This window comes from Bifidobacterium psychraerophilum (assembly GCF_000741705.1).
Taxonomy (GTDB): domain Bacteria; phylum Actinomycetota; class Actinomycetes; order Actinomycetales; family Bifidobacteriaceae; genus Bombiscardovia; species Bombiscardovia psychraerophila.
In genome coordinates, this window is record NZ_JGZI01000010.1 from 321,803 (window position 1) to 337,796 (window position 15,994).

The following is a 15,994-nucleotide window of genomic DNA, read 5'->3' on the forward strand; positions in this document are numbered from 1 at the left end:
CCTCCCCGATTTTTCTGGAATCCACCGCCGATCCGTACCGCATTCTACTGATCGGCCGCAAGCCTCGATTCGACCATCAGGGGATCGTCCCGATGCGGGGATTCGGAGGAACTCTGTATATACACCATCTGGGCCTGCACACGATCCGCCTCAATCGCCGCGATCTGACGGGAAAAGACGATGAACCATCCCAGGAATATGAGCCCTGCGAGGGCTTCGACATTGGTGAGGGTATTCGCCCCTTCCAGCCAGACGAAACCTGCGACCGCGCACAGTACGATGCCCAGATCGGATATGACATACATCGCACGGGAAAGCTGCGGTGCAAGCCACGGCAATCCGATTAGCAGTATGCACATGATTCCAGGCAATCCTCTGGCAAACACGTTGTGCAGAATGGGATGCGGTGAATAGCGGAAGGAGCCTATGCCGATGAAGGCGATGCCGGAGCAGATCAGCAGCGCCGTGAGCAGTATGGTCCGCATCGAAAAATGGGCGACCTCCCCGGAGGCCTGGGGCGCGTCATCGATCTGCGGGGCTGGGCGGTGCGCACGGGACCACGCCAGCCGCATGCGGTGGGTGGCTCTGAGTTCGGAGATGGCAAAGTAGCTGATGATGACGATGCATATACCCGCAAGTATCAATGTCGAATTGAACATCCGCGCCGCAAAAGTGGTGCGGTCCCCCAGCTGGGAGAAGTTGTTGTGCCACCAGTAAGGGTCATCGGTCGTCAGCCCTGCGGTGGACACACCCGCCATCACGAAGAGGGGCAGCAGCGAGGCGATGGTTTTCGCATCCATCAGATCGGCCTGCACAAAGGTGATATAGCCCGCGACGCCGGCGAAGATGCCGCACACCCAGGGAATATAGCCGCTGAATATGCGCACGCCCATCATATCGTTCATGATGCTGAGCAAGGCGTAGATCGAAAGGAAGATGGTCGCCGCATACACTACGGACAACGCGATGATCTCGACGATGCGACGTATCGGCACCCACCAGCCCTGTCCCAGGGTCAATGATTTGGACCGTCTGGAATACCCCACGATGAAGGAAAGCACACCACAGAGCGCCACGACACCCGAACCGACGATGAACACACGTCTCGTCACCAGCCAAATCGCACTCGCATTATCCATGAACACGGTCATCGAAACCGCGGCAACCATAAGGCATAGGATGAACGAGATAAGACCGGACGTCTCGGCGCGCTGATGCCGCCCCATAAATCCTCCTCCGGTCGCCGACTGCTCCCCCGATTCTAGCCGCAACACGCTACCGGCATTTATGGGTTACAATATTATCTTGTGCCCACGTGCCGGTATCGGTGTGGGTTGCACCAGTCCTTAGGACATCGGGCCGTAGCGCAGCTTGGTAGCGCGCCTGCTTTGGGAGCAGGATGTCGCAGGTTCAAATCCTGTCGGCCCGACTTCATATATACAGAAATGACCGCATCGCAGCGGCCTCGGATATCACCAAAGAATACGGGTACGACTTCACACCGTCATATATGCGTTTTCTCCGCTTTCGGACTGCGGAATGATGAGTGTCGGACCGCCCTGCTTCGCATTGGGAAGGCGTGACCGGCTTTGCCTGAGCATCAACGCCACATACACGCAGTCACACACGATGGTGAGGGCGGCGACCTGCACCGTGGCGATCGCACCGCCGTCAACATACGCAGCGATGACGTTGGGGAACGCCCCTGACCGGAGCTGGAGCACTCCCTTCGTAAAGGTTGCGGTCAGTGCGGCTATGAGCAATGCACAACCATCACCGATATACGGAAGGACGCACCAGTATCGGCTCATCCCCGAATCCTGCAGACGTCGGGATCCCAATGACAGCGTCGGGAGCAAGGTGACGAGAACCCACACCAGCATCAACGCGGAGAGGCCGTTGCCCCACCACCATGAGGCGAAGCCGATGGCGGCCATCACCACCGCATTCGTCAGCATCCACCACCAGTATTCGCTTCTGCTTGCCCGTCCATTGAACATGGCATATCGCCGGACGAAGCGTACGACGGACTGATCCCATCGAAAAGCACGACGAGGTTTGACCACGTACAGAGGAGGTATGCGAGTCTTCCTATCGTGACTCAACATGCTTCCTCCTCTCGTCCGAAGTGCCTGTGCCATGTACGGGCCCGGTATCACACCACGCACAGCTGTACCTTGCCTACGATCAAGTCTAATTTCCAGCTTTCCTTAAGGATATGAGCGAGCTCCCAGCTTCTGTACCCTAAACGGCTGCTTACCGTCGATCACTGGCGCGAGCATTCACACCCTATTGCGTGACATGTCATGCAACTTCGCTATGCTGAATTACATGACATGTTACCTAAATGATTCATCAATAGAACGAGATGCCGTGCGCGTGGAAGGCTTCGACCCCATGCAGACGACAGTGGTCAGGGAGAGACTGTCCCGGAGGAGGCAGAGCCGCCACGCTCTCGTCCACGTCACACATGCCTCGATGGGAGTGACGGACGCCATGGCCGTGCGGGGCGATTATCTGCTCCATCCCATACGAGGCTTCACACCCGGCTATGACTTCGTAGGCGTTATCGAGCGTTTGCCCGCAGACACACCACCTGATCTGCACGTCGGACAACGGGTTGCGGGGATTCTTCCTCGGATGGGTGCACATGCGAGCCTCATCAGCGTCGCACCCTCCCTGCTGGTGCCGGTGCCGGACTTCCTTGACGACGCGATTGCGGCGACGGTCCCACTGGATGCCGTTACCGCCCTGTTCGCGCTCGATGCACTGGCAGTGGAGTCGGGAACGATCCTCGTGCAAGGTGCCGGCGGTGCAGTCGGAGCGTGGGCCTCACAGCTCGCCACCACCCGAGGCTTCACTGCATACGGCACGGCATCGCCGCGCTCTCATGACCACGCCGCACGGTTCACCGCTTCCGTGTTCGATTACAACGACGCCACGTGGATTGACCGGATTCTCGAAGCCACCGACGGGGGTGTTGTCGGCGCGATCGACCACACCGGCAGTCGATCCGTGCGCAGGACCATACGCCCGGGTGGTCGTCTGGTGCGCACGGCATTCGGTGGAACGCCCGGGCGAGGGCGCTCCAGCACAGCGGCCGGCTTCGCCACCTCGGCGCTGCGACGTTACGCGCAACCACATGAACGCATCTGCTCCGTCCCAATCATCGTGGCAACACAGCGGCCACGATATCGGCGGGCACTCAGTGGACTTTTCACCGCGGTCGGCAAGGGGACGCTCCTTCCACCACAACCACGGGTCACACCGCTTGCAGCATATACGGACGCCCTTGCGTCCATGGTCGGAGCCGCTCCGGGCGAGAAGATAATCCTGACAACATCGGAGGAGTAAACCACGATGAAGCGCATACGGGAATGTCCGAACCGCCACCCGCCCGTGCCCGCACGGGAACCCACGGGCAGATGGCATCAAGCCGAGGCGCATGGTTCATAGGGGGATACGGCCCGATGTGCCATCATTCCAGGATGTTGGCTGTGGTTTCGGCTCGGTGGGACAGGTAGTACGGGCGTACCGCGAACACCAGGAACAGTGTGGCAAGCACCAACAGGACGAGGATGCCGATGCCTCCGGTGTAGGGCAGGTTCGCCAGGGAGTGGGCCGGGTCGGCCACCATGACCGCGCGCCCATCCCGGGACACGAAGGCCAGGCTGGTGCCATGGGTGCGATACGACGCCAGCGTCACCTCACTGGCGTCCGTGTTCCACACCGGGAGCACCTCCACCATGAAGGCCGGCACCTTGAAATACCCCGACGGAGCCGAGGTCTCCCTCAACGACAGGCCGCGAGCCTCCACACCCAGTAGCTTCAGCGTGCCGTCCGTATGGGAGAAGACCTCACTGAGCGCACCCGTGTCGCCCGGCACCGCCAATCGGTACACGCCCGGACCCAGCTGCACGAAGCCCAACACCTGCCCGTCGCGGCTCACCTCGAAGCCCGCGCCACCCAATACCCTGGTGGTGTCGTCCTTGTCGACCTTCACCAGGTCCAACCCGAACACATACGCGTTCGCCGTCGCGCTTTTGGACTCCGCGCCGGGGCCGGCGTCATCCCAACCCGGGGACACCCCGGCGATACGTGAGCGGGTCAGGGTCGCCGTGTTCACATTCGGACGCAAACCCCCACCACCCGGAGCGGACAGGGACGCGCCCGTATTCAACACCGCACTGTAACGGATCCGGATCAGCGAACCCACCGGAACCGAGGCCTTATTCGCCACATGACCGGACGCATCCTCAGCGAACACAGCCTTCAAGCCGCTCACACTCAACGTGTCACCAGACACCCCGACCGACAAGCCCGGCGTGCCCGTCACATCCGTATCCGGCGACGGCACATCCATCAACACCCGCACCGCGGACACGGCAGGCAACGTCAACCCCGCATCGGCCACATCGGACAAAGCGAACACGTAAGAGGAATACGGCAAAGAAGCGAAGGACGACAGGTCAGGCACCTGGAGCGCGATCTCATACTCCACCTGACTCCCCAGGTCGAAACCATCCATACCAGCATCATTCACAACCCGCTTCGACACATCCAACACGCTCGTCTTCAACGAAGCCCGACCCAACCTGGGCTTGCCCTTGACACCGGCGTCCGCGAAATCCACGAGACCCCCATCATCCCCGAGATCCGGGTTGAAGACCCTGGTGCCCACGATGATCGGCAGGGAACCACCAGACGCCTGACTATCATCCACCACCAAATACAAGCCCGGACCGGACACCGGCAGCGTCACCGTCGCCAGGGAAGAGAACGTGCCCGCGGGCAGGCTGCCCGCCACCGCGCCCAGGGACCCGGTGTCACCGGCCAACGCCTGGGCGAACAACTGCAGACTGCCCGCATACGGACTGAACGCCGAAGTCACATCATCACTCAGAGGCACACTGGGATACCCCAACCAGTGAGATGCCACCCAAGCAATGGGGTTACCAGCATCCACACCCACACCACCCGCCACACCGGCAGCAGCCAGGACCGCGGACACCAACCCGGCAGGGGTCGTCAGTTTCACACTGCGCAACGCACCCGTATGATCGAACACCGTCTCCGCGTAATCACCGATTTTGTACGCCCTCAACCCACCAGAGGTGACACCCGTCACCTCGATGCCATAGGAGGGAGGAACCTGCACCTTCCAACCTTTGATCGTGGTCTTCACCGGCTCAGTGGCCCTATTCGTCAACCCAACCGTGGCACTGCCATCCTCTTGGCCCCATATATACAGGTCATAATCCTTCGACACATCCGGCATCAACGACTCGGGCAACGCCATATTCCCGCCAGCACTCGTCCTGCCCGAACCCAACACCGTGGAGGTAACCGGATCCACCACCTTCCAACCCATGTCCGAGCCCAGATCCGAAACGCCCGACAGACTCAAGGCCCTTGCACCCGCAGCACCCGACACCGAAGCAGACCAGGTATGCAACTGCTTGCCCGACTCGACATAGGTCAACCGCAAATCACCCGACGCACCCTGACCCTGATCACCGCTGAGAGCCGACAGCAGCAGACCATCAAGACCCAAACGAAGAGCAGGACGCAAACTATAAACGGTATTGCCTGTATTGAAGTAGTCAGGGATACCACTATCTCTCCCCACATATGCACTATATTGGCTGGACCAGCGGGCAGAACGTGTCCAAAAGCCCTGACCATAGGTGCATCTACTTCCAGGACAAGCAATATTGGCATCCGCCACCGAACCAGAAGTATGGCCAAGATACTTGCTGAAATCGCCGATAGACAGGGGAAACACCCTGTATGCGTTCACCGAATCAGACTGCTGCGTGTAACCACCCTGAGAACCGCAGCCAATCAACTGAGGCGCCGTACACACGCCCTCTACTGGGGCCACACGCAGCAAAGACTGTTCAAGAGAGGAATAATGCTGCGCCCCCACCGCATCGGACACGAGAGCCAGATTCGACTGATAAGGACCTGTCGCACTATCAAAAGAATTCCGAGCCGTAGAAGATATATTGTCAAATGGGAAACCTGGGATCACTGTGTTATCAGACCATAGCAGAGCCTCATTCGTGGCGACCGACGTGGTAGCGGACTTCGAATACGCCTGGTTCACACCAAAATCGGCATCGGGTACACTCGCCACCGCACCCTTCGCCAAGGTCTTGTACCCGCCGGACACCGTTGCACCGCCATAGGTACCCGTATTGCCCTGCTTGCCGAACACGATACGACGCGTATTGGCCCAACCGTCCTGAGGTATCCCGGGCGTCTCGTTATCCTTATCCACCACCGGAAGCGCACCCGCACCCAAAGTGCTGAAATACCCATCAGGGCCCAAATCAACAGGAGCAGCCGACGCCCGATCCACCGGCAGCGCCACCAGCACAAGAGGCAGAACCAGCAACAGGGACAGCAAGAAGGCAACTACTGCCCCCCCCCCCGCGACAGGCACCAAGCGAACAGACGCATAACGACCAACACGACCAGATACACGACGACCGATATCCCGCAAGCTACCCATACGAACACTCCCGCCTCAACACCGTCCTCCTGTGACCGGCGATGATGCAGACAGAGTCCCAAGGCTTCAGGACTTGCCGGCGTGCAGACTGCCATCAGGAGGTACATGACCATACAATATGCTCAACATCATACAGTATGTATATCCATCTCCATCGTATAAGCGCTGCGTCACGGTTTCTCAGAGTCGCATCACTGCTTGGGCGCATAGTCCTTGATACATCTGGTCATGGCGACATGTTCACCAGTTGTGCCGCATCCGAGGATGCTCATGTGCCGGCAGAGACCCTTGCCTGCCGGAGACCGGTGATCCTGCTTGGACTCCTCGTCATCAAGCGAATACACTCGATTCTTGGGTGCGCTTCCTTGTCCGGCTCCGGAAATCTCGACGATCTCCGACTCCATGAAGAATTGCACTTCGGTTCAGGCAACGCGATTCACCACAGGAATGTGGGAACGCATACAGTTGAGGAAAGGGATTCATATGAAGGTTATCGCTGGAATATTCGCAGTCTCATGTCTGTTGGGTGCGGGGTACGCGACTCCTGCCAATGCTCAGAGCAGTGTCACGCAATCCTCGGAGGACTCCGGAATCGTGGTCCTCTACAAGCCTTGCCCTGCATGGCTGTCCTGGCTGTGCGACCGTTAACGGTCAGGGTGTGATTCTGGCAGCGGATTGACCTCAACGTTGAGGATCATTGAGGCCGAGCATCACGCGGAAGACGGATCGCCATCGTCCATTCATGTTCGTCGGCGTTGCAGTCCATGCTGCCACCCCTCTCCTTCACGGCGCTTTCGATCAGATGCAGGCCCGGACCCGAAGTGCCGAGATCCGAGGGCTTGTCCTGAAGCGTCAGATTCGAGGACAACACACTGACCGCATCAGTGTCGAAGGTAATGCGGAAGAGGTATTCACCGGGCCTGCCGTATTTGGCTATGTTATTGGACAGCTCATCGATCATTCGTGCGACTTCCAGGCACTGCCCGGTGTCGGCGAACTCATCGATGCCGATGATCTCGATACGCCCGGTAAAACCCAACGCCGCAAGTTTCCGCTCCGCCGCGCATGTTCTCTGATGCAGGATCCGCTCCCCATCGGAGCCCTGGATCTCGGGGACCGGGATGCTTTCCAGGGTGCGTCGTGCGGGCTCGATCACCTGTTCACGCAGCTGGTGCAGCACTTCGCTCACCATGCCTTCGAGATCCTGGATCTCCTGTTTGGCGGCCGGATCCACATCCGGGTCGCTGCGCCATAAACGACTGCGCTGTATGACATGCGTCAATTCGCCTGCGATCCGGTCATGGAGCACATGCAGGTTCTCAAGTCTCTCGGTCTGGAATCGCAGACGCTGCTCGCTCAGCTCCCGCTCCTTCTGGGCCCGCATCGCCGACGTCTGTTTCTGTATGGCGAAACCGGCAAGCCCCGACAGCACATAGCTGCACGCAAGCCCCACATCCCCCACTGTTGGGGCCTCACCACCGAACACGACGCCTGAGAATGATGCCATCACATTCGCCGCCACGCATATGACGGGAATCAGCGGCTTGCGTCTCAGTCCGAGCACACCGAGCGCATACCATGTTCCCCAGAAGTCCGAAGGTCCCACCACGAGCACCGGAAGCAATGATTTGACGACGCTGAGCACCGACAGCCCCACGGATGCCGTCTCAGGCAATAAGGGCAGCACCGCCAGCAGCAGGGCGTAGATCACGGTGAAAGCCACACCGATGGCGGTGAAGCTTTTCCAGGCCAGGATCTCCATGGTCATGAAGGTCAGGCATATGCCGGATCCCGCGGCGTAACGGATATGGGACCGGTAGTTTCGCAACAGCTGCTGCATCGTTTTCTGTACGGTCGCGCCAAAGGCCATTCAGATCAGACCATCCCTGATGCAGATCGCGATGGCTTCGGTCCTGCTGTGGGCGTTGAGCTTGGCGTAGGCGCGTTTCATATGCACCTTGACCGTTGCGGGGCTGATCCCCAGACGAACCGCAATGGACTGCAAGGTGCGTCCCTGTGCGAACATACTGAAAATATCGCATTCGGTATCGTTCAACGCGATGATGCTGCCGGGCCCCTGCCAGTACATCGCGGCATCGTTTCCCACCACATGCCCCAGGGTCCTGACGATATTCATCACCGTCTCGTCCTTGTTCAGCACCGCCGAAATACCCGCCTGACGGGCGGAATCCTGCTCATCCGGTGAACGCAGGGCGGTGATGCCCACGACTTTCATCGCCGGATACAGTGCTGTGATCTCACGCGCGAATTCGATGCCGCTCATCTCGGGTATGGACATATCGGTGAGTATGACCTGAGGCAGTGCCGCCTCGGCCTCGCACAGCTTCAGCGCGTTCCTCGGCACGGTCGTCGTCCAGAGCACATGAATCGGAGCGGAGCTGCGTTTGAAGAGGATTTCGAGATAATCTACGGCATAGGGGTCGTTGTCCAGGATGCCAAGAGTCAGTTGCCCGCTGTCCGAGCCCCTCATCTCTTCTGGAATTCCCAAAACCTCAACGCTCCTCATCTTGGATGATCGAGAATCATCGACCACAACCGGGTTGGTACATCAGCCTGTGCGAAGGTACGTCAGGCACTCCCTCTAGCTTCGCCTGCAGTCAGGACAGTCCATGCCCACCTTCATCGCCCTCGTGGCCTGCAGCGACATCCCCGTACCGCAAACTCTCCCATCCCCCGTCATGAATCGCTCAGAATTCCCTGGCCACCTTGGGTTTTGTGGCGCTCATCAGCATGATGAAGCTTCTGGGCTGGGCCGTGATGTTGAATCCCGCCTCATACACCAGTTCCGGCCCTGCAGGGTTGAAGGTGTCCACCACCAGCTGCCATTTGTTGCCGTATTTCTCATCAGGGAGGGAGAATACGATCGGCTCGTAGAAGGCGTTGAATATGCAGATGAAGTCATTGTCGACCATCGTCGAACCGAACCAGTCCTTTTCGGGAATGTCGGCGCCGTTGACGAACACCATAACCGAGAATGCGTGGGTGTTGTTCCAATCGGTGCGGTCCATGATCGAACCGGTATGGTCGAACCATTCCACTTGTGGAACCGTGTCCGAGGTGTCCCCCGCCTCGCGCCCCATGAAGAAGCGTCTGCGATGGAGCACCGGGTGATCCAGACGAAGATGGATCAGCTTGGTGGAGAATGCGAGCAGCTCACGCTGGCTGTCATCCAGATCCCAATTCGTCCAGGAGATCTCATTGTCCTGGCAGTACGCGTTGTTATTGCCATGCTGGGTGCGGGCCACCTCATCCCCACCGCAGATCATCGGGATTCCTTGGCTGAACAGCAGCGTAGCCAGGAAATTCCTGCATTGGCGCGCCCTCAGCTCGTTGATGTCCCTGATCGATGTGGGACCTTCAACGCCGCAGTTCCAGGAGCGATTGTTGCTTTCGCCGTCCCGGTTGTCCTCCCCGTTGGCCTCATTGTGCTTCTCGTTGTAGCTCACCAGATCGTTGAGTGTGAATCCATCATGCGCGGTCACGAAGTTCACCGAGGCGACCGGTCTGCGGCCATCATCCTGGTAGAGATCCGAGCTGCCCATCAAACGACTGGCGAATTCGGGCAGTGTCGATGGCTGCGACCGCCAGAAGTCACGGACGCAGTCACGGTAGCGGCCGTTCCATTCGCTCCAGGAGGATGGGAATCCTCCCACCTGGTATCCGCCCGAACCCAAATCCCACGGTTCGGCGATCAGCTTGACCCGGGAGATGACGGGATCCTGCTCGACGATGTCGAAGAAGGCGGAGAGCTTGTCGACCTCCTGGAACTGCCTGGCGAGTGTGGCCGCAAGGTCGAAGCGGAATCCGTCCACATGCATTTCCGTGACCCAGTACCTCAACGAGTCCGTGATGAGTTGGAGCGCATGCGGCGAACGCATCAGCAGGGAGTTGCCGGTTCCTGTGGTATCGAAATAGTGGGCCTCGTCGCCATCGACCAACCTGTAATAGGATTTGTTGTCTATGCCACGGAAGCTCAGTGTGGGACCCTGATCATTGCCTTCGGCGGTATGGTTGTACACCACGTCGAGGATCACCTCGATGCCGGCGCTGTGGAATGATTTCACCATCGATTTGAATTCATTGACCTGCTCTCCGCGGGCCCCTGAACTGGAATAGTCATTATGTGGCGCGAAGAAGCCGATGGTGTTGTATCCCCAATAATTCGTCAGCCCCTTCTCCTGCAGGAAGGTGTCGTTGACGAACTGGTGGGTGGGCATCAGCTCTATGGCCGTGATGCCCAGCTTTTTGAGGTATTCGATGACCGTCGGGTATGCGAGCCCAGCGTAGGTGCCGCGAATCTCGGGGGGTACATCCTGGTTGAGATTCGTCATGCCCCGCACATGGGCCTCGTAGATCACTGAATCGTGATAAGGGATGTATGGATGCTGGTCGTTACCCCAATCGAAATAGGGATTGACCACGGCCGACTTCATCGTGTGGGGTGCCGAATCCAGTGTGTTGAGCGAACCTTCATCATGGCCTTCACCGTGCCAGTAAGAGAACAGGCTCTCATCACCATCTATGTTGCCCTCGATGGCCTTGGCATAGGGGTCGAGCAGCAGTTTGTTCGGATTGCAGCGTTGTCCGTGAGCGGGGTCGTAGGGGCCGTGGACACGGAAGCCGTATCGCTGACCTGGTTGGATTCCCGGAAGGTAGTTGTGCCATATGAAGGAGTTCTGCTCGCTCATCGCGATACGTGTTTCGTTGTCATCATCGTCGAACAAACAGAGTTCGATTTTTTCCGCCGCCTGTGAGAAGACCGCAAAGTTGACACCAGCACCGTCATAACTGGCACCAAGCGGATACATGGAACCTGGTCTTATTTGCATAGTTACTAGTATCGCATTATCTTCTGTGTTTCCATTGCAATCCGCGGTCCAGCGCTTCGTGACAAATCGCACAGATGATGGACTTCGACCTGGCACCCGCGTGCCTTGCAGGGCTCAGCTCCGATAGCTCGGATCATGTGCCTCAGATGCGCAAGGACCAGGGATCGGTGTTCAGGGCGGAGATTGTCAGCTGCGGGCGAACTCCGTAACGCTCCTGGACCCGAGCGGGAATATCGATTCCGGCATGGTGGAACCACAGACTCTCGATAGCGCTGTGAGGCGTATTGATCAATGCAGGGCGTATATGGCCATCGCCGCTGCCGAGAGCGACGCCTGCACCGCGCATCGCAGCCTCGTATCGCGCCTGCTCGATCGCATCGAGCGCCGGATGGTGGCGCAGGTCGCTCGTTACGAACACATCGGCCCCGCATGCACGCACGTCGTCGAACATCGAATCTCCCGAGCCTGGTAGGACCGCGACCCGGCTGACCGGCGCCTCAAGATCCCCGCTGACCTGCACACCCGCCTGGGTGAAGGGCAGCGCATCCTTCACCCGCATCGCGAAATCTCGCAGGCTCATGGCCTGCGGCAATACGCCGACCCTACCCAGTCCCACCTGGTGTTCGGACAGCTCGTCATTGATGGGCAGCAACGGTCTCAGATCCTGAAGGCCAAAAGCCTCCGCCGCGCCTTCGGCCACGCCACGGTACGCTGCATCCGCATTGGTGTGCCCCACCCACAAGGCACAATGGTGTTCGATGAGCCTGCGGATGATCTCGCCGCGAAAGCCAAGACCCGAAACCTCATGAACGGATCGGAAGAGCAAGGGATGATGCGTGACCAGTAGATCCGCGCCCTGTTCTATCGCCTCATCCACGACCTGGGGCGTCGGATCGACGGCGCAGTGAATGGCATGCACCGGCGCGCAGAGATCCCCGACGATCAGGCCGGGTGCATCCCAGTCCTCGGCATACCGTAAAGGGTAGAGCTCTTGGAGAACCCCGATCACCTGTTCGAGTCTGAGTGCATCCGCCATCGTCAATCACGCCTTTCAGTGCGCGGCAAGCTGCCAGTCATCACCGAGACCGGTGGAGACATCCAGTGGCACGGCGATCTCGACGGCATGCTCCATCGCGTCCTTGACCAGTCGTGTCGCCTGTTCCTGCTCGCCATCGGCGATTTCGACGACAAGTTCATCGTGTATCTGCAGAATGATCCTGCTGCGCAAACCCGCCTTGATGAGCTCCTGATCGGCCTTCACCATCGCGATCTTCATGATGTCCGCTGCTGAACCTTGGATGGGCGCATTCAGCGCTCCGCGTTCCGCCGCGTCACGGGCCTGGCGATTCGTTGATTTGAGACCCGGGAAGTATCGTCTGCGGCCGAACATCGTTTCGGTGTAGCCCTTCTCGCGGGCTGTATCCACGAGTGATTCGAGGTAATCCCTCACCTTGCCGAAAGTCGCGAAGTACTTTTCCTTGAGCACGTCGGCCGCCGCCGGGCTGATGCGCAGCTGCTGCGCCAGACCGTAGGTGCTCAATCCATATGCCAGCCCGTAACTCATCGCCTTGACGTGCGAACGCTGATCCTGCGTAATGTCGTCAACCGGCAGATCGTAGACCAGACTCGCCACGTATTTGTGGAAATCACGACCCGAACGGAAGGCTTCGATAAGGGCCTCATCACCGGAGAGATCGGCCATGATGCGCAATTCAACCTGTGAATAATCCGAACTCAGCAGGGATATGAAGCCTGGTCCGGGCACGAAAGCGGAACGTATCTCGCGCCCCTGCGCATTCCGGTTCGGGATGTTCTGCAGGTTCGGGTCCACCGAGCTCAGGCGCCCGGTGGCCGCAACGGTCTGTTCGAAGGTCGTGTGGATACGGCCGTCGCGTGGATTGACCGCATCGAGCAGGGTCTGCACTATCTGCTTGAGCTTATTGGTCTCCCGGTGCCTCAGCAGGGCTCCGAGGAAGGTGTTCGCACGCTCGTTATCGACCGATTTCAGATACATATCCTGCAAGGCCGCAGCATTCGTGGTGTAGGAACCGCTTTTGGTCTTGCGGGAGTGACGCAGGCCCATGTCCTCGAAGAGCACCTGCTGCAACTGCTTGGGACTCTGCAGGTTGACCTTCGTGCCCGCCTTCTCCCAGGCCAATTCCTGTGCCTGACGTGCATCGGCGGCGAACTGGTCGCGCATATTCACCAGGCGTTCGCCATCAATGGCGGCACCATACGACTCCATCCTGGACAGTGTTGATGAGACCGGCATCTCGATGTCCGTCAGTAGCTTCAGCTGCCGCCGTTCATCAATGACCGGAGCCAGGTATCTGGCGAGTTTATAGACCAGACCGGCGCGTCGGAGCAGGAGTTCCTCATGCTGCCGCCGCTCTTCGTCATTGCCCTCGGCCGTCTCGTCATCGAAGGCGAAGGCCCCCTGTGTTGACGAGGACTTGCTCTCCGCGGGGCTTTCAATCTGCAGGAAATGCTCGGCCGCACGTTCCACCGAATCCGGGTGGAAATCCGGGTGCACCAGATATCCGGCCAGTTTGGTGTCCAGCACGGGCTGTGGCAGCGGCAGATGAGCCGACGCCAGCATATGACTGTGCTCCTTGTATCCGTGGACCGCGGCCTGACTCGCGTATGTGTCGAGCACGGCGGCGACGCCTTCGTGAAGGGAGTCGTCGTCATCTTGGCTGAAGGCGGATGCCTCCAGAATCACAGCGTGACCGTCTGCGGACATGAAGGTCAACGACGCACAGCTTGCACGGCCTGGCCGATCATCGCCCTCGGCGCTTAAAATCCACGATTGTGCGACATCGTCGGCGCAGTGCCCAGACTGCTGGTCGCCCTGTTCACCGTGTTCCTCAGCACCCGTTGTGGCGGGGTCCTCCCGACCGCCCGAAACGGTGACGAGGTGCTCATGCGCCCAGCGCATCAGCTCATCCTTCGTCGAGACCGTATCGAGCACGGCGTCCGGCTCCTCCTCCGCGTCCGGCGTTGATTCCTGGGCCGCATCAGCGACCGGCATGCAGTTGAAGGCTTTCAGCACCCGATTGCGCGTGCGCTCCCCGAATTGAAGTTTGGCGAACAATTCCTTCGCGGCATCGGTATCGACATCACCGAAGGTCAGATCCCCGACCTCGACACCGAGGTCCAGATCGCGTACCAAGGCATTGACCTTGCGGTTCAGACGGACCTGATCGATGTTCTCGCGAAGCGCCTGTCCTTTTTTGCCTCCGATGGAGTCGGCGTGTTCGAGGATACCTTCCAAACCGCCATATTCGTTGATCCATTTGGCCGCGAAACCATCGCCCACACCAGGGACGCCCGGGATGTTGTCGGCCGTCTCGCCCCTCATCGCGGCAAGCTCGGGATATTGAACAGGCGTCACATGATACTTCTCCACGATGGCATCGGGAGTCATATGTTTGAGCTCTTTGAAGTGGTGACCCGGATACAGCACGGTGATCCGCTCGTCGACGAGCTGGAAGGCGTCCCTGTCCCCCGAAAGCACCAGGGTGCGGAAACCGGCCTGCTCACCCATCGTGGCCAGGGTACCGATGACATCATCGCCCTCGAATCCGGGCTTCTCGATATAGGTCACCCCGAGGGAACGCAGCAGATCCTGAATCAGTGGCAGCTGGCTCAGCAGCTCTTCGGGGGCAGCATCCCTCGTACCTTTGTATTGCGGGAGCATCTCGTTGCGGAAGGTGCCGCCCTTGACATCGAAGGCCACGGCAAGGTGGGTGGGATGCTCGGATTCGATGACCTGCGCGAGCATCGTGGAGAATCCCCACACCGCATTCGTGCTCTGGCCTGCATCGTTGCTGAAACTCTCGACCGGAAGGGCGAAAAACGCCCTGAACGCCAGGGAGTGACCATCGACCACCAGGAGCGTGTTGTCATCCTTCTGTTCTTGCGACGTCATCCCCTGTGGCCTCCTGATGCTGTTGTTTAATCTTCGCCGTCTACCTGTGCGATAACCGCATCCGCGACTTCCTGCATCGTCAGACGCCTATCCATCGAGGTCTTCTGAATCCACCGGAAGGCTTCAGACTCGCTCAGGCCCATGTTCTCCATCAGGAGACCCTTGGCGCGATCGACACGTTTACGGGCCTCGAAACGGGCCTTCATATCGGTCACTTCATCGCGAAGCGCGTTGATCTGATCGTATCGGGACATCGCAACCTCAAGCGCGGGCAGAAGCTTTTCAGGCACGAAAGGCTTGACCACATAGGCCATGGCGCCTGCATCGGCGGCCTTCTCGACCAGGCTGCGCTGTGAGAACGCTGTAAGCATAACGACAGGGGCGATATTGTTCTCGCCGATCTCCGTTGCGGCGGAAATGCCATCCCTGCCGGGCATCTTGACATCCATCACAACCACGTCGGGCTTCAGCTCTTTGGTGAGGTCGACGGCTTCCTGACCGCTGGCCGCCTGGCCAACGACATCGTAACCGGCATCCTTGAGGGCTTCCACGATATCCAGGCGAATGAGGGCCTCATCCTCGGCCACAACAACCGTGCGGCCTTCCGAAATCTCTTCAACCCCTGCGCTATCTGCAACCATAGCCACCCTCATTTCGTAACTTCCCATCCGAGCTAGGCTTCCATGCTTCCCCGGG

Annotated in this window: 12 protein-coding genes and 1 tRNA gene; 3 read left to right on the plus strand and 10 right to left on the minus strand. The window is 59.2% G+C overall.

All coding sequences use genetic code 11. The features are described 5' to 3' along the window. Window positions 1-44: 44 nt before the first annotated feature. Complete coding sequence (locus BPSY_RS08535; protein WP_033496224.1) at window positions 45-1,226, minus strand: hypothetical protein; 1,182 nt, start codon at window positions 1,224-1,226, stop codon at window positions 45-47. A 129-nt stretch (window positions 1,227-1,355) separates the two neighbouring features. Here BPSY_RS08535 and BPSY_RS08540 point away from each other — a divergent pair. After that, window positions 1,356-1,429: transfer RNA gene (locus tag BPSY_RS08540), tRNA-Pro, on the plus strand. Between the two features lie 67 nt (window positions 1,430-1,496). On the opposite strand, the gene BPSY_RS11170 is transcribed toward BPSY_RS08540, so the two are convergent. Continuing rightward, window positions 1,497-2,108 carry a DUF805 domain-containing protein gene (locus tag BPSY_RS11170; protein ID WP_157809789.1) on the minus strand — a complete coding sequence of 204 codons (612 nt, stop codon included), beginning with the start codon at window positions 2,106-2,108 and terminating at the stop codon, window positions 1,497-1,499. Between the two features lie 223 nt (window positions 2,109-2,331). Here BPSY_RS11170 and BPSY_RS08550 point away from each other — a divergent pair, with 223 nt between their 5' ends. Further along, window positions 2,332-3,354, plus strand: a complete 1,023-nt coding sequence (locus tag BPSY_RS08550) for an alcohol dehydrogenase catalytic domain-containing protein (protein WP_162178447.1) — start codon at window positions 2,332-2,334, stop codon at window positions 3,352-3,354. Window positions 3,355-3,478: 124 nt separating this feature from the next. Here the strand turns inward: BPSY_RS08550 and BPSY_RS08555 are convergent, their stop codons facing one another. Continuing rightward, entirely contained in the window at window positions 3,479-6,412 is a 2,934-nt protein-coding gene (locus BPSY_RS08555; protein WP_162178448.1) for an isopeptide-forming domain-containing fimbrial protein, read from the minus strand. A gap of 296 nt (window positions 6,413-6,708) precedes the next feature. Beyond that, a complete protein-coding gene (locus BPSY_RS08565; RefSeq protein WP_034886800.1) occupies window positions 6,709-6,921 on the minus strand; it encodes a hypothetical protein in 213 nt (70 codons plus the stop codon). Between the two features lie 79 nt (window positions 6,922-7,000). On the opposite strand from BPSY_RS08565, the gene BPSY_RS11645 reads away from it, so the two are divergent. After that, a complete protein-coding gene (locus BPSY_RS11645; RefSeq protein ID WP_156099251.1) occupies window positions 7,001-7,165 on the plus strand; it encodes a hypothetical protein in 165 nt (54 codons plus the stop codon). Between the two features lie 46 nt (window positions 7,166-7,211). On the opposite strand, the gene BPSY_RS08570 is transcribed toward BPSY_RS11645, so the two are convergent. The 6 genes from BPSY_RS08570 to BPSY_RS08595 all read right to left on the minus strand — a co-directional run bounded on the left by BPSY_RS08570 (window position 7,212) and on the right by BPSY_RS08595 (window position 15,939). Next, window positions 7,212-8,387, minus strand: coding sequence for a hypothetical protein (locus BPSY_RS08570; protein WP_033495415.1), 1,176 nt, complete (start codon window positions 8,385-8,387; stop codon window positions 7,212-7,214). After that, window positions 8,388-9,026 (minus strand): response regulator transcription factor, encoded by a 639-nt coding sequence (locus BPSY_RS08575; protein WP_160247971.1) that lies wholly within the window; start codon window positions 9,024-9,026, stop codon window positions 8,388-8,390. 199 nt (window positions 9,027-9,225) lie between these two features. Next, window positions 9,226-11,346: a glycogen debranching protein GlgX gene (gene glgX, locus BPSY_RS08580; protein ID WP_033495525.1), complete on the minus strand. Its 2,121-nt coding sequence runs from the start codon at window positions 11,344-11,346 to the stop codon at window positions 9,226-9,228. Window positions 11,347-11,509: 163 nt separating this feature from the next. Further along, a complete protein-coding gene (locus tag BPSY_RS08585) occupies window positions 11,510-12,403 on the minus strand; it encodes a Nif3-like dinuclear metal center hexameric protein (protein WP_033495411.1) in 894 nt (297 codons plus the stop codon). Window positions 12,404-12,418: 15 nt separating this feature from the next. Then, window positions 12,419-15,298, minus strand: a complete 2,880-nt coding sequence (gene polA / locus BPSY_RS08590; protein ID WP_033495409.1) for a DNA polymerase I — start codon at window positions 15,296-15,298, stop codon at window positions 12,419-12,421. A gap of 26 nt (window positions 15,299-15,324) precedes the next feature. After that, complete coding sequence (locus BPSY_RS08595) at window positions 15,325-15,939, minus strand: ANTAR domain-containing response regulator (RefSeq protein WP_202961808.1); 615 nt, start codon at window positions 15,937-15,939, stop codon at window positions 15,325-15,327. Window positions 15,940-15,994 lie beyond the last annotated feature (55 nt).

Bases quoted from the DNA above. Each gene is read 5' to 3' on its own strand.
- BPSY_RS11645 (WP_156099251.1), top strand. From the start codon at position 7,001: ATGAAGGTTATCGCTGGAATATTCGCAGTCTCATGTCTGTTGGGTGCG.
- glgX (WP_033495525.1), bottom strand. From the start codon at position 11,346: ATGTATCCGCTTGGTGCCAGTTATGACGGTGCTGGTGTCAACTTTGCG.
- BPSY_RS08565 (WP_034886800.1), bottom strand. From the start codon at position 6,921: ATGGAGTCGGAGATCGTCGAGATTTCCGGAGCCGGACAAGGAAGCGCA.
- BPSY_RS08550 (WP_162178447.1), top strand. From the start codon at position 2,332: ATGACATGTTACCTAAATGATTCATCAATAGAACGAGATGCCGTGCGC.
- polA (WP_033495409.1), bottom strand. From the start codon at position 15,298: ATGACGTCGCAAGAACAGAAGGATGACAACACGCTCCTGGTGGTCGAT.
- BPSY_RS11170 (WP_157809789.1), bottom strand. From the start codon at position 2,108: ATGTTGAGTCACGATAGGAAGACTCGCATACCTCCTCTGTACGTGGTC.
- BPSY_RS08535 (WP_033496224.1), bottom strand. From the start codon at position 1,226: ATGGGGCGGCATCAGCGCGCCGAGACGTCCGGTCTTATCTCGTTCATC.
- BPSY_RS08570 (WP_033495415.1), bottom strand. From the start codon at position 8,387: ATGGCCTTTGGCGCGACCGTACAGAAAACGATGCAGCAGCTGTTGCGA.
- BPSY_RS08585 (WP_033495411.1), bottom strand. From the start codon at position 12,403: ATGGCGGATGCACTCAGACTCGAACAGGTGATCGGGGTTCTCCAAGAG.
- BPSY_RS08595 (WP_202961808.1), bottom strand. From the start codon at position 15,939: ATGGTTGCAGATAGCGCAGGGGTTGAAGAGATTTCGGAAGGCCGCACG.